Source organism: Longimicrobium sp. (assembly GCF_036554565.1).
In the GTDB taxonomy this organism is placed as follows: Bacteria; Gemmatimonadota; Gemmatimonadetes; order Longimicrobiales; family Longimicrobiaceae; genus Longimicrobium.
In genome coordinates this window covers 1-13,461 of record NZ_DATBNB010000517.1, presented here as the reverse complement: position 1 = coordinate 13,461, position 13,461 = coordinate 1, and the positions used below count along the sequence as shown (strand labels likewise).

General features: G+C 68.9%; 14 protein-coding genes. 10 read left to right on the top strand and 4 right to left on the bottom strand.

Annotated features, from left to right (window positions below; translation table 11 throughout):
- Window positions 1-102: 102 nt before the first annotated feature.
- Entirely contained in the window at window positions 103-1,368 is a 1,266-nt protein-coding gene (locus VIB55_RS14210) for a LeuA family protein (RefSeq protein WP_331877314.1), read from the top strand.
- 109 nt (window positions 1,369-1,477) lie between these two features.
- Here the strand turns inward: VIB55_RS14210 and VIB55_RS14205 are convergent, their stop codons facing one another.
- A complete protein-coding gene (locus VIB55_RS14205; protein WP_331877313.1) occupies window positions 1,478-3,169 on the bottom strand; it encodes a CHAT domain-containing protein in 1,692 nt (563 codons plus the stop codon).
- Window positions 3,170-3,364: 195 nt separating this feature from the next.
- On the opposite strand from VIB55_RS14205, the gene VIB55_RS14200 reads away from it, so the two are divergent.
- Entirely contained in the window at window positions 3,365-3,730 is a 366-nt protein-coding gene (locus tag VIB55_RS14200) for an arsenate reductase family protein (RefSeq protein WP_331877312.1), read from the top strand.
- A 144-nt stretch (window positions 3,731-3,874) separates the two neighbouring features.
- Here the strand turns inward: VIB55_RS14200 and VIB55_RS14195 are convergent, their stop codons facing one another.
- A complete protein-coding gene (locus VIB55_RS14195; protein ID WP_331877311.1) occupies window positions 3,875-4,618 on the bottom strand; it encodes a UDP-2,3-diacylglucosamine diphosphatase in 744 nt (247 codons plus the stop codon).
- Between the two features lie 10 nt (window positions 4,619-4,628).
- A complete protein-coding gene (locus VIB55_RS14190; protein ID WP_331877310.1) occupies window positions 4,629-6,119 on the bottom strand; it encodes a pyridoxal phosphate-dependent decarboxylase family protein in 1,491 nt (496 codons plus the stop codon).
- A 93-nt stretch (window positions 6,120-6,212) separates the two neighbouring features.
- Between VIB55_RS14190 and ispF the strand changes: the two genes are divergently transcribed.
- The 7 genes from ispF (at window position 6,213) to VIB55_RS14155 (ending at window position 10,478) form a co-directional block, all read left to right on the top strand.
- A complete protein-coding gene (gene ispF / locus VIB55_RS14185) occupies window positions 6,213-6,734 on the top strand; it encodes a 2-C-methyl-D-erythritol 2,4-cyclodiphosphate synthase (protein ID WP_331877309.1) in 522 nt (173 codons plus the stop codon).
- A 352-nt stretch (window positions 6,735-7,086) separates the two neighbouring features.
- Entirely contained in the window at window positions 7,087-7,710 is a 624-nt protein-coding gene (locus VIB55_RS14180) for a DedA family protein (RefSeq protein WP_331877308.1), read from the top strand.
- Window positions 7,707-8,636 carry a site-specific tyrosine recombinase XerD gene (gene xerD, locus VIB55_RS14175; RefSeq protein WP_331877307.1) on the top strand — a complete coding sequence of 310 codons (930 nt, stop codon included), beginning with the start codon at window positions 7,707-7,709 and terminating at the stop codon, window positions 8,634-8,636. The genes VIB55_RS14180 and xerD overlap by 4 nt, the downstream gene beginning before the upstream one ends.
- Before the next feature lie 116 nt (window positions 8,637-8,752).
- On the top strand, window positions 8,753-9,187 hold the full coding sequence (locus tag VIB55_RS14170; protein ID WP_331877306.1) for a hypothetical protein: 435 nt from the start codon (window positions 8,753-8,755) through the stop codon (window positions 9,185-9,187).
- A 16-nt stretch (window positions 9,188-9,203) separates the two neighbouring features.
- A complete protein-coding gene (gene acpP, locus VIB55_RS14165) occupies window positions 9,204-9,575 on the top strand; it encodes an acyl carrier protein (RefSeq protein WP_331877305.1) in 372 nt (123 codons plus the stop codon).
- A 106-nt stretch (window positions 9,576-9,681) separates the two neighbouring features.
- Window positions 9,682-10,098, top strand: coding sequence for a hypothetical protein (locus VIB55_RS14160; protein WP_331877304.1), 417 nt, complete (start codon window positions 9,682-9,684; stop codon window positions 10,096-10,098).
- Window positions 10,099-10,130: 32 nt separating this feature from the next.
- On the top strand, window positions 10,131-10,478 hold the full coding sequence (locus VIB55_RS14155) for a hypothetical protein (protein WP_331877303.1): 348 nt from the start codon (window positions 10,131-10,133) through the stop codon (window positions 10,476-10,478).
- A gap of 252 nt (window positions 10,479-10,730) precedes the next feature.
- On the opposite strand, the gene VIB55_RS14150 is transcribed toward VIB55_RS14155, so the two are convergent.
- The gene (locus VIB55_RS14150; protein ID WP_331877302.1) at window positions 10,731-12,542 is read right to left on the bottom strand and encodes a DUF885 domain-containing protein; all 1,812 of its coding nucleotides are present in this window, start codon (window positions 12,540-12,542) and stop codon (window positions 10,731-10,733) included.
- Between the two features lie 170 nt (window positions 12,543-12,712).
- Between VIB55_RS14150 and VIB55_RS14145 the strand changes: the two genes are divergently transcribed.
- Window positions 12,713-13,461, top strand: a 749-nt coding sequence (locus VIB55_RS14145; RefSeq protein WP_349263029.1) for an aldo/keto reductase, incomplete at its 3' end; no start/stop codon positions are given.

The following is a 13,461-nucleotide window of genomic DNA, read 5'->3' as shown; positions in this document are numbered from 1 at the left end:
TCCACCTCAGCCCGTTTCGCGCCGCCCGCCCGTGCGTTACGTTCTACCCGTTCCGACGCGCGGGCCACCCGCGCCAATCAATCCCGCGCACATCGCCCGGCCATGCAGCACAGCGAGTTGATCCACGACTGGAACACCGTGCACGGGGCCTTCGACTGGAGTACCCGGCACGGCGTTCAACTCAACGACGAAACGCTTCGCGACGGGCTGCAGTCGCCGTCGGTGACCGACCCGTGCATCGACGACAAGATCAAGCTCCTGCACCTGATGGATGAGCTGGGCATCGCCTCCGCCGACATCGGGCTGCCGGGGGCGGGGCCTCGCGCCGTGCGGGACGTGGAGGCGCTGGCGCGCGAGATCGTCACCAACCGCCTGGGCATTCAGCCCAACTGCGCCGCCCGCACCGTCCGCGCCGACATCCAGCCCATCGTCGACGTGTCGCAGAAGGTGGGGATCGCCATCGAGGCCGCCACGTTCATCGGCTCGTCCCCCATCCGCCAGTACGCGGAAGACTGGACGCTCGAGCGGATGCTGCACGCCACCGAGGACGCGGTCTCCTTTGCCGTCCGCGAGGGGCTCCCGGTGATGTACGTGACCGAAGACACCACGCGCGCCAGCCCCGAGACGGTCAAGGCGCTGTACACCACCGCCATCGAGTGCGGCGCGCGCCGCATCTGCGTCTGCGACACGGTGGGCCATGCCACCCCCCACGGTGTCCGGCAGCTGATCCGCTTCGTCCTGGACGAGGTCGTAAAGCCCTCGGGCGAGGACGTGAAGGTGGACTGGCACGGGCACCGCGACCGCGGGCTGGCCGTCACCAACTGCCTGGCGGCCATCGAGGAGGGCGCACACCGCATCCACGGCACCGCGCTGGGCATCGGCGAGCGCTGCGGCAACGCCGAGATGGACCTGCTCCTGGTGAACCTGAAGCTGCTGGGGCTGCACGACTGGGATGTTTCCCGCCTGAACGAGTACGTCACCCTGGCGTCGAAGGCGTGCGAGGTGCCGCTCGCCTACAACTGGCCGGTGTTCGGCGAGGACGCGTTCCGCACGGGGACGGGCGTGCACGCGGCGGCCATCATCAAGGCCGAGACCAAGGGCGACGCCTGGCTGGCGGACCGCATCTACTCCGGCGTCCCCGCCGGCTGGTTCGGGCTGCACCAGGTGATCGAGATTTCGCCCATGAGCGGCATCAGCAACGTGCGCTACTGGCTGAAGGCGCACGGGTACGGCACCGACGAGGCGCTGTGTGCGCACGTGTTCGAGGCGGCCAAGACCTGCGACCACACCTTTTCCGACGACGAGGTCCACGCCATCTGCCGGTCGTACGCGGGGGGCGTGCAGCCCTCGGCCGCGGCGGCGGACTGATCGTCGGCTTCGCTGTGCACGAACGCGTGCGCGGGGAGGTTGCCCCGCGCACGCGCTTTCCTGACTCGCGATCTCACCTCCACGAGCGACGCAACGGCGCCACCTCTCGTCACCCCCGCGAGGCCGCGCAGCCTGCGGGACGCACCGGCTTCGGCGGGTTGAGCAAGGCGATGGCGGTCCGCACGCCCCGCGGCTTCAGCCGCGCGACGTTCCTCGCCCCCTCTGGCGAGCCCGCCGCCGCGGCGCGCCGGAACCACTGCAGCGCGGTTCCCTCGTCCGCCGCTACGCCCAGCCCCTGCTCGTACAGAACGCCCAGCTCGTTCATGGCGGACGCGGAGCCCGCGCACGCGCCCTCGCCGAACCAGGCCCTCGCCTGCTCATAGTCTCTCGGCACGCCCACCGCGCCCTGGTACGCCCTTCCCATCCGATACATCCCCAGCGGTGATCCGGCGGCCGCGGCCCGGCGATACCAGCGGATCGCTTCGGCTACGTCACTCCGCCCGTCCAGGCCCTGCTCGTGCATCCACCCGATCTCGGCCAGTGCATCCACCGACCCGGCGACGGCCGCACGCCGGTACCACTCCAGCGCCGCCGAGTCGCTCCTATCGATGCCAACGCCCGTGCGGTAGTGCCTGCCCAGGTTGCGCATGGCTTCAGCATGGCCTCGCTTCGCGGCCTCCCCGTACCAGTGCCTCGCCAGGTAGTAGCGTCTGCTCATGCGCTGATCGTTCTCGTAGACCACGGCCAGGGCGTACATCCCGTGCGGGTTCCGCTTCTTCTTCGCAGCCTCGGACAGCCAGCGCATTCCCCGCACGGAGTCGCGCGCCGCTCCCTCTCCGCTCAGGTAGGCAATTCCGAGGAACGACATCGCTTCCGGCTGACCCTCCTCCGCCGCTCGCTTGAAGTAGGCGACGGCGGAATCGTAATTCCCGGCATGGCAGAACGCTTTCGCCTGGGCCAGGGCCGTGGCCGCGTCGGACGGGCTTCCCGGCTCCATGGAAGCCGTCGCCAGGGGACGGTACGCCGCCGGGCGCGGTGTGCCCTCCGAAGTACAGTCACCGAGACGGAGTTCCCCAGCGAGGGGAGGCTCGACAGGGGGCAACACCGGCGGATCACTCACCGCGGTTGCGAAGGCGGCGATGAGCGCCAGGCCAACGGTGGCCGGGATGGCAACTCGTGCATAGCGGCGAAAGCGGGACACCAGGACGATCTTGCCTGGATCGACGTCTGGCCGGTGAAGGAGTTCCAGGATCTCGCCTTCCGCCGGATACTCCAGCCTCAGCGCGACGCGCGCCCGCTCGAACGCATCCTGCACCGACCGTCCGGTCGCGATGGCGCTGTAGAACTTCGCGTTGAAGGTGATCGACGCGTCGTCCGAAATGCTGTCCCGCGTGCCGATCGCGCACCCCACCACCTCGCAGATCGCCTGTGCCTGCGCGCGCGAGTGGCAGGCGGTCAGCACTACGAGCCGGATGGCGCCGGCGTCTTTTTCGAACAGCTCCCGCAGCACCTCGGTGTTGACCGGGCGCGGAGTCAGTCCGTCCGCACCCATGAACACCAGCCCCTGGCCCCCCCCATGGCCGCTGAAGTGCACGATCTGCGGGCGCGTGTCTTCCAGTGCCTGCTGCAGGTCACGTGTGCGGGTCGCCGGCCGCCAATCGAAGTCCAACATGTTGCCGAACACGGCGGCCTTCACCCGTTTCCGGATCTGCCGGACTTCTTCATCCAGCCGCAGCCTTGGGTGATTGGCCGACAGAGACGTAGCATCGGCGGCGAAGAAGAGGACCTTGACCTTGCGCATGATCTTCCACGGGCGGAGGGGAACGGGCACGCAGCAGATATGGTCGGACGGGAGTTCCGGAAGTCGCACGTGCGGTGGCGGCTCGAGTGCCGTGATGCCGCAGGAGAGGGTGTTGCCTCAGGCTATCCTCCCGGTTCTCTTCAATGAACGCGGCGGCCGAGGAGCGGGCGCCCTGGCCCTGTGGAGGGGGAGCTGATGATGGCGGACAGCGTGAGTGTCGAGGTGGTGGGCCTGCCGTACTGCACGACCTGCCAGAAGGCGGTGGCGTACCTGGAGGAGCGCGGGGTGACGATCCAGAATTTCCGCGACGTGAAGACGCAGCCGCTGACGCGTGCCGAGGTTGAGGAGCTGGCGCGGAAGGTGGGGGGCGCGGAGAAGCTGTTCAGCAAGCGCGCGATGAAGTACCGCAAGATGGGCCTTCACGAACAGCAGCTCTCGGAAGACGACCTCCTGCGGCACATGACGGAGGAGTACACCTTCATCACCCGCCCCGTGATCGTCCGCGGCGACCGCGCCACGGCGGGGTTCTCGGCCAAACGGGTGGACGAGCTGGTGGGCTGACCACGCCCGACGTGAACGCCGGCGAGGGCCGCACCTGCGACCTGGTGGCCGTCTTCAAGCGGCCAGTGTGCAACTGAACCGAAACCGGCGGGCGCCCCAGGGCGCCCGCCGATGTTTTTTGCCGTCGATGGACACGGATGCGCGTCACTCCGCGGGCCAGTGCCGCAGCTCGGGCGGGCCGCCGCCGGGGGGCAGCACCACGTAGTCGAACGTCCGCAGCCAATCGCCAGAGTTCACGTAGTAGCGTCCCCGCTCTACCTCCGTGATGGACGCGACGTGCGCGTGGCCGGCCAGCACCAGGTCGATCTCCGGCCGCGCGCGCAGCTCGCCCTCGGCCCAGCGCCGGATGAACGCCGCGCGGTTCTTGCCGCGCTTGTCGCCCCCCTCGGCCTTGTCCTCGGTGCTGCTGGCCAGCATGGCGATCCGCGTGCCCACGTCGGGGTGGATCACGCGGAACGCGCCGGTGAACAGGCGGTTGCGGATGGTCCACTTCAACGCGCGGTACTTCAGGTCGCCGCTTCCCACGCCGTCGCCGTGCGCCACCAGCGCGCGGCGCCCTCCCAGGTTCAGCTCCACGGGACCTTCGTGCAGCGCGATGCCGATCTCGTCGCGCAGAAAGGGCCCCGCCCACCCGTCGTGGTTGCCGCCCACGAAGGCGATGGGAACGCCGGCCTCCACCACGTCCTTGAGCTTGGCCAGCGCGCGGTAGTGCTCGGCCATGATCACGTGGCGGTACTCGAACCAGAAGTCGAACAGGTCGCCGTTGATCAGCAGGAACGACGCATGTTCCGCCACGTAATCCAGGAACCGGCGGAATGCGCGCTCGGTGGCGGGTGGCACCCCTCCCAGGTGCACGTCGGAGACGACGTAGACGGGCTTGGTTTCCATGCCCGGCAAGCTACCCGGCGTGCGGGGGCGAATCAACCCGCTCCCGGGCGATGCGGTCCAGCGTCCTTACCGTCCGGCGCATCTCCTCATCGGTCGTACGCGGGTTGATGGTGCACAGGCGCAGCACGGTGCGGCCGCGCAGCTCCGTCGTGCTCAGCAGGGCATATCCGTCCGCCGCCAGCCCCGTGGCGATCCGCCGCTGCAGGTCGTCCGCCTCGGCGCCATCGATGCCGTTCGGGCGATGGCGGAAGGTGACGATGCCCAGCTGCGCCGGGGTGACGATCTCCCAGTCGGCGAGCGCGCGCAGCTCCTCTTCCGCCACCTCGGCCAGGCGCATCCCCCGGCCGACGGCGGCGCGCATGGCATGCATCCCGAACACCTGGATGGTCATCCACAGCTTCAGCGCACGGAAGCCGCGCGTCAGCTGCACGCCCCAGTCGCGGAAGTTCACCTCCTCGGCCGACAGGTCGTTGTCGCGCAGGTACGCGGGGACCATGCGAAACGTGTCTTTCAGGTCCTCCGCCTGGCGGACCAGGACGCAGCCGCACTCCACGGGCTGAAACAGCCACTTGTGCGCATCCAGCGCGATGGAGTCCGCCTCGCCGATGCCATGCAGGATGGCGCGGCCCTCGTCCGTGAGCACGGCGGCGCCGCCGTACGCGCCATCCACGTGCATCCACACGCCGCGCGCGCGGCACAGGTCGGCGATCTCCGCGAGCGGATCGACCGCGCCCGTGCTGGTGGTGCCCGCGTTGGCCACCACGCAGAAGGGCCGCAGCCCAGCCGCCGCGTCCGCGTCCATCGCCGCGGCAAGATCGTCCACTCGCAGGCGATAGTGCTCATCCGGCGCCAGCTTGCGCAGCTGGTCGGGGCGAAATCCCAGGATGCGCGCGCCGCGGTCCACTGCCGTGTGCGTCTGGTTCGAGCAATAGATCACGCCACGGCTGGCATCGTCCCCCAGCCGCTTGTGCCGGGCGACGGCCAGCGCGGTGAGGGTGGCCATCGATCCCCCGCTGACGAACAATCCGCCCGCGGTGGACGGCATTCCCAGCGCCTCGCGCAGCCAATCCGCCGTCACCAGCTCCACCTGCGCCGCGGCGGGCGACATGGCCCACGCGCCCGCGAACGGGTTGAAGCCCGACGCCAGCGCATCCGCGATCGCCCCGATGAAGTTGCTGGGGCCGGGGACGTAGGCGAAAAAGCGAGGATGCGTCAGGTGCGTCATCGGGCGGAACACCTCGTCGCCGACCCGCTGCAGCACCGCTTCCCAGCCGCGTCCCTCGGCCGGTGGCGGCTCGCGCAGGCGCGCCTCCATCTCCGCGCGCGCGGCCGTGCCGAACACGGGCTCGTCGGGAAGGGCGGCCAGGTGGCTCACCATCATGTCCACGGCGCGATAGCCGAGGGCGCGCATCTCGTCGGGCGAAAGCTCCAGCATGGGACGTCGGTTCGGGCGGACGGGGTTGGGCAGGCGAAGGTAGCCTTCGTGCACGGCCCCTGCCATGCCGGTCGTGCGCGGGATGTTTCATCGGCTTGGGCGACGCCGTATCTTGCCCGGAGCGGCGGATTCCACCTCACAACGAAGGACGCGGGCGGCATGCGGATTGGGCACGGCTACGATTCCCACCGGTTCGCCGAGGGGCGCAAGCTGATTCTGGGCGGGGTCGAGATTCCGCACGACCGGGGGCTGACGGGGCACTCCGACGCCGACGCCGTGGCGCACGCGGTGACGGACGCGCTGCTGGGCGCCGCCGGGCTGGGCGACATCGGCCGGCACTTTCCGCCATCGGACGAACAGTGGAAGGACGCCGACTCGCTGAAACTGCTGGCCCAGGTGGTCCGTCTTCTGGAAGGGCGCAACTACCAGGTCGTCAACGTGGACGTAACCGTCGTCTGTGAGGCTCCGAAGATCGGGCCGCATGCGCCCGCCATGCAGGAGCGGCTGGCGTCTGTGATCGGCATTTCGCCCGGGCACATTTCCATCAAGGGCAAGACCAACGAGGGGATGGGCTGGATCGGCCGCGGCGAGGGGATTGCCGTGTTCGCCGTGGCGCTGGTAGACAGCCTGGAAGACCTGGACGTCCTCCACGCCCGCCACCGCCGCGACACGAGCCTGTGAGCTTGTAGAGGCACACGGATGCATGGAATGTCATCCCGAAGAAGCGGCCACGTCGAACCCTCCGTCACACCGTAGCCAGGCAGCGACTGAGGGATCCGCCACACACTACGCTTGTAGCTTGATAGCTGCGGCGGCATCGATGCTGTCGTGGGTGAGGCGACGAAACGGCTCTGGATTCGGGGCAGGGCGGACTGCATCGTGACTCAGCGGAGTGTGTGGCGGATCCCTCAGTCGCTGCGGTCTATGGAGTACGGGCTGGTTTCCGTGGCCGCTCCATCGGGATGACATCATGCGGCAGGGTGCCCGGAGGATCGCGGGGCAGCCTGGCACAAACACGAGAGCAGGGACCAACGTGGGTGGATTCATCGACCGGCTGATCGAGTGGATGCAGGGGCTTCCCGAGGCCCTGGTGTACGTGGTGATCGGCGCCTTCGCGGGGCTGGAGAACTTCGTTCCGCCCGTGCCGGCGGACGTCATCGCGCTCACCGGCGGGTTCCTGGCGGGGCAGGGGGTCGTGAACCCGTGGATGGCATTCCTGATCGTGTGGGCGTGCAACGTGGGCGGCGCGCTGGTGATCTACGCCGTCGGCAGGAAGTACGGCGACGCGTTCTTCCGGACACGCGCCGGACGCTTCCTGCTGCAGCCCAAGCAGATGGAGCGGCTGTCCGGCTTCTACGACAAGCACGGCGTGAAGGTGATCTTCATCAGCCGCTTTCTCCCGGCGTTTCGCGCTGTCGTCCCTATCTTCGCGGGCACCAGCGGGATGAGCTTCTGGCGCGCCGCCGTGCCCATCGCGGTGGCCAGCGCGGCGTGGTACGGGCTGATCGTATACCTGGGCGCCACCGCGGGCGAGAACTGGGAGCAGATCCGCGCCAGCGTGGAGGCGTCGGGCCGATACCTGGCCATCGCGGCGGCCGTCCTCGGCGCCGTCGTGCTCTGGTGGTGGTACCGCAGCCGCAAGGAATCGCGCGAGTGAGCCAGTCCGCACCGGTCGCGGACAAGCCCGCGCCGCCGCTCTCGTTCGCCGTCCAGCCGTTCCTGGACCACCTGCGGTTCGAGCGCGGGCTGTCGGAAAAGACGCTCGAGGCGTACGAGCACGACATCATCCGCATGGCCGAGTTCGCCCGCACGAAGGGGCGCGCCACCCCAGGCGACGTCACCACGTCCGATCTCCGCAACTACTTCCTGCTGCTGAAGGACCTGGGGCTGGCCCCGTCGTCCATCGGCCGCAACGTCTCGTCGCTGCACACCTACTTCCGCTTTCTCCTCGGCGAAAACCTGGTGGTCGCGGACCCTAGCGAGGGCATCGCCACGCCCAAGGCCTGGAAGAAGCTGCCCGACGTGCTGAGCGTGGCCGAGATGGAGGCGCTGCTGGAGGCGCCGGACCTGGCGCATCCGCTGGCGTGGCGGGATCGGGCGATGCTGGAGTTCGCCTACGCCAGCGGGGTGCGCGTGTCGGAGCTGACGGACCTGCGCATCCGCAACCTGTACCTGGACGAGGAGTTCGCCAGCGTCTTCGGGAAGGGAGCCAAGGAGCGGCTGGTGCCGATCGGGCGGCGGGCCATCGGCGCGCTCTCCATCTACCTGCGCGAGACGCGGCCTGTGCTGGACCGCGGCAAGGGCGAGGGGCGCGTGTTCCTGAACGCGCGCGGCGGGCCGCTGACGCGGATGGGCGTGTGGAAGATCCTGCGGCAGCACGTGCAGACGGCGGGCATCGAGAAGCGGGTAAGCCCCCACGTGCTGCGCCACTCGTTCGCCACGCACCTGCTGGAGGGCGGGGCAGACCTCGTCGCCGTTCAGGAGATGCTGGGCCACGCCGACATCGGCACCACGCAGCGGTACACCCACGTGGACCGCACGTACCTGCAGCAGGAGCACCGCAGCCACCATCCGCGGGCATAAGCCCGGCCGAAACAACTGCGGCACCAGGTCCGTAGTGCTCGACGACGTCCCCGCCTCCGCGCCCCCGTGCATTCGAGTTCCCGCGGGGCGAGCCGCATCGACCTGGAGACTGACCCATGCTTCCACCGCCGTCGGCCGAGCCGACGTTTTCCCGTCCCGTGCGCATCCTCATCCTCACCGCGGCCCTGGCCCTGACCGGCGGCATGGTGGGCGCCGTACTGGGCGCAATCGTGAGCATACTGGCGCTCGGGCCCGTGGAGGCCGCGCTGATGCCCGGCTTCATCGGGTTCGGCGCCTACTTCGGCGCGATCATCGGGGCCATCCTGGCGCCGCTCACCGGGTGGCTGCTGCTGCGCCGGGTGCCGCTGGGGCTGGCGGTGGGTGGAACGACGGTAGGCACGCTGGCCGGCGCGGTCATGGGCCTGATCGTGGGCGGCGGAAACGGGAGCGTGATGTTTGCGATCGTCGGCTTCGTCGGCTCGGCGGTGCTCCTGCGTCTCACTGCGAGCAGGGCCCGCGAGCGCACCGTGACGTTTTCGCCAAATCCATAGCGCCGAGACTCATCCGATGCGGCTACCCATGTGGAACTCCCCGCACGCCGTAACGGCTCTCCTCCTCGCCTCGCTTGCGGGTTGCGCGGGTGCAGCGGGCTCCTCGTCCGCGGCCGGCCCGAACTCGGCGGCGCAATCCGAGCCCGGCGCGCAGTCGCTCTCGGCCCGGGTGATCGCGCTCATCGTGCGCGAAACGGGCGCTCCTGAAGAACGCGTTACCCCCAAGGCACGGTTCGTCGAGGACCTGGGTCTCGACGAGCTGGACATGATCGAGCTCGTCATGGCCATGGAGGAAGAGTTCGGGATCGTGGTCTCCGAAGAAGATTTCGAGAGCTTGGTAACCGTCGCCGACGCGATTGAATACGTGCGGACTCATATGCGGCCCTGACCTGTGCGGCGGTCCGCGGCCGAGCGGAACGGCAGCTTGCGCAGACGATCCTCGCGTTATAAATTACTTTGTATAACAAAGTAATTGTTGGCGAGGAGGCGAGAACATGCGAGCGCAACGATTTGTGCAGGTGACGGCGGGGCTGATGTTGGCGGGTTTCCTCTTCGGGGGAGTGGCGGGCGCGGTGTTGATGTTCCTGCTCGGATTCCTGTCGGACGGCTGGCGAACGCTGCTGGTCCCGGAGATCCTGCTTTTCGGCGCTGCCTTTGGTGCCGTTTTCGGCATGCTCCTTGGACCACTTGGGGCGTGGATGCTGATGCGCGACGTGCCGCTGGGCCGGGCGGTGGGCGGGACCACGCTCGGCACCGTACTCGGTGGCGCGGCGGCGCTCGCGTGGAACGCGCCCGACTTGCTCTTCTACGCGCCCGTCGCTGGGTTCGCGCTGGCGGCGGTGGCATTGCGCGTTCACGCGCGGCGGCGGCAACTGCGCGGAGCGCGGAGCAACGCGCAGGTGTCGGGCTAGCGGCGCGTCTGCACATACGTGGGAGTACGCGAGTGACCTGGCCGAATCCCGACCTCAGGAAAAAGCTCGAGCGCCAAGTGTCGGCACTCGCCACGTCGATGCTGCAGGGCCGCGAGCCCATCCTGCCGAACGCGCAACGGATGTCAAAGCTGCTGTTTCAGCTCGGTTTGCGCGACGACGACCGGGTTAGTGCGGCATTCTCCGCCATCCTCTCAGAAACGGACCACCTGCCGATCGGCCCGGAACGCGCGTACTGGGCGCCCTCGGCGCTGGCCAGGAAGGACGACGAGATCGCGGAGGCGGAGGCGTGGGCACGCGGTCCGGCGCTCAAGGCGTGCCAGGAGATCGTCCAGCGGTACGGCGGGCCCGGGGGAAGCTAGGCTGCGGATGTGCTCCGGCGGGTGTGTGGCGGATCCCTCCGTCGCTGCGCAGTGCCGCGTGCGGTCAGGTTCCGGGTGGCCTCAGCGGAGCCGGCGCCAGAGCGGGCTTAGACGGGATCGGCAGCACTTGGCCGGTGCTTCTCATCACGACACGGTAATTGGCAGCCGCGCCGGTGTAACGCGGCTGCCGACCTTGAAGTGGGTCACTCGGGCCAAATCCGAGTGCGGCTGAGCAACGCTTAGAGACTCCGCTCACCCTCGTTGCTGGGCGGCGATCCAGCGGTCGATCTTGGCGTCGAGCACGTCCAGGGGCAGGGCGCCGCTCTCCAGCACCGCGCGGTGGAAGGCCTTGATGTCGAAGCGCGGGCCCAGCGCCGCGCGGGCGCGCTCCCGCAGTTCCGTGATCTTCATCTGGCCGATCTTGTACGCCAGCCCCTGCCCGGGAATGGCGCTGAACCGCTCCACCTCGGCCTGGGTGCTCGTCAGGCTGTTCGCCGAGTTCTGCTGCGCGTACGCAATCGCCTGCTCGTGCGTCCACCCCTTCGCGTGGATGCCCGTGTCCAGCACCAGCCGGATGGCGCGCCACAGCTCCGACGACAGGTATCCGAAGTATTGGTAGGGGTCCTGGTACAGCCCCAGGTCGCGCCCCAGCGTCTCCGCGTACAATCCCCAGCCCTCCGAATACGCCGTGAACCCGCCGAAGCGCCGGATGCGCGGCAGGTGCTCCAGCTCGCGCTGGATGGAGATCTGGAAGTGGTGCCCGGGCGAGCCCTCGTGGATCAGCAGCGACTCCATTCCGTACCGCGGCCGCGAGCCCGGATCGTAGGTGTTCAGATGGAACACGCCGGGGCGCGAGCCGTCCGGGCTGGCCGCCGTGTACGATCCGCCCGAGAAGCTGCGCTCGCGGAACGGCTCCACGGGGCGGATCTCGTAGTTCGCGCGCGGCTTCACGTCGAACAGCCGGTCGGTGGATGCGTCGATGCGCGCCTGGGCGGCCCGGTAGTCGGCCAGCATCTCCTCGCGCGAGGAGTAGCGGAACTGCGGCGCCATCTGCATGTGCTGCATGAACGACTTCAGGTCGCGCGTCCACCCCACCTGCCGCATCACCGTTTCCATCTCGCGATGGATGCGCGCCACCTCCGCCAGCCCGATCTCGTGCACCTGCTCGGGCGTCAGGTTGGTCGTGGTGCTCGTCCGCACCATGTGCTCGTACCAGGCGCGGCCGTTCGGGAGTGCCGAGAGGCCGACGGTCGTCCGGGTGCGCGGCAGGTACTCGTCGCGCACGAAGTCGTGCAGCCGGCGGAAGGTGGGAACGATGCGCTCGCGGATGGCCTGCGTGTACGCCGCCGTCAGCCGCTCGCGGTCCGCGGCGGAAAACGTGGCCGGCATGCTGGTGATGGGCCCCCAGAACAGGCTCTGCGCCGGATCCGCCACCACGTGCGCCGAGAGCTGCGGCAGGGCGCGCTCCATCAGAATGCGCGGCTGCACGACGCCCGTGGCGATGCCCTCGCGCATGTTGGCGATCGACGCATCCACCACGCGCTCGAAGTCCTGGATGCGGGATAGGAAGTCGTCGTAATCCTTCACCGTCTTGAACGGGTGCAGCCCCGTCCCGGCCCCCATCTGCGCGAACGACGCGGTGAAGTTGAAGAACTGGTTGAGCGGCATCAGGTGCGACGGAAACTGCTCGGAGGCGCGCACATTCTCCAGGTTCCACCGCAACACCTCGTACGTTAGCTGATGGTCCTCGTCCAGCGCGGCGCGGTCGATGGCCCGCAGCCGCGCCTCGTACTCCGCCCCGAGCGCCCGGAACGCGGCGCGGGTCTCCGGGACGAACCCCGCCGTGTACCGGTCGTTGTACCGCGCGTCGCCGATGACCGTCGCCGATGTGGGGCTCAGCGGCAGGGTAGCCTCGAAGAACGCCTCCGCCAGCTGGTCCAGCGCCTGGTTGGCGTCCCTCGCCACAGCCGGCGCCACCACCGGCGTAGCGGCGGGCGCGGTTTGCGGTGGTGCGCACCCGGCAGCCAGCACGCAGGCCATCATCAACGTCGAACGAGTCTTCACCGGAACGCCTCCTGGGGAACGAGTGCATCCACCGCACGATCTCTGTCGTGAACGGGCTCCGCAGCGAAAGGCGCGCCGCGGCGCCGTGCCGTTCGGGCACGGATCGCGCAACGGTCCGCGGGCCGCCCAAACGTGGGCGCGTCGGACGACGGTACATGACGATGGGGAAGATGCAGAAGAGAAAGCTCGGCAACAGCGACATGGAAATCACGCCCATCGGCTTCGGCTCGTGGGCCATCGGCGGGCCGGGATGGGCGTTCGGGTGGGGGCCGCAGGACGACGCGCAGGCCATCGACGCCATCCACCGGGCGCTGGACCTGGGGGTGAACTGGATCGACACGGCCGCGGTGTACGGGCTGGGCCACTCCGAAGAGCTGGTGGCGCGCGCGCTGGAGGGATGGTCCGGCGCGCGTCCGTGGGTGTTCACCAAGTGCGGCCTGCGCTGGAACGAGGGCGAGGGCGATCCCTACAACAACCTCAACGCCGATTCCATCCGCAAGGAGTGCGAAGACAGCCTGCGCCGGCTGAAGGTGGACGCCATCGACCTGTACCAGATCCACTGGCCGGTGGACGACGATCCGGCGCAGAACGAGGAAGGCTGGCGCACCATGGCCGAGCTGCAGCGCGAGGGAAAGGTGCGGTGGATCGGCGTCAGCAACTGGGACGTGGGGCTGCTGACGATGGCGCAGGAGATCGCGCCGGTAACGTCGCTCCAGCCGCCGTACTCGCTCGTGCACCCGGAGGTGGAAGACGAGATTTTGCCCTTCTGCGAGCAGAACGGCATCGGCGTGATCGTCTACTCGCCCATGCAGTCCGGCCTGCTGACGGGGGCGATGACGCGCGAGCGGGCCGCGAACCTGCCCGAAAGCGACTGGCGGCGCGGGCATCCGGACTTCACTGAGCCCAGCCTGTCGAAGAA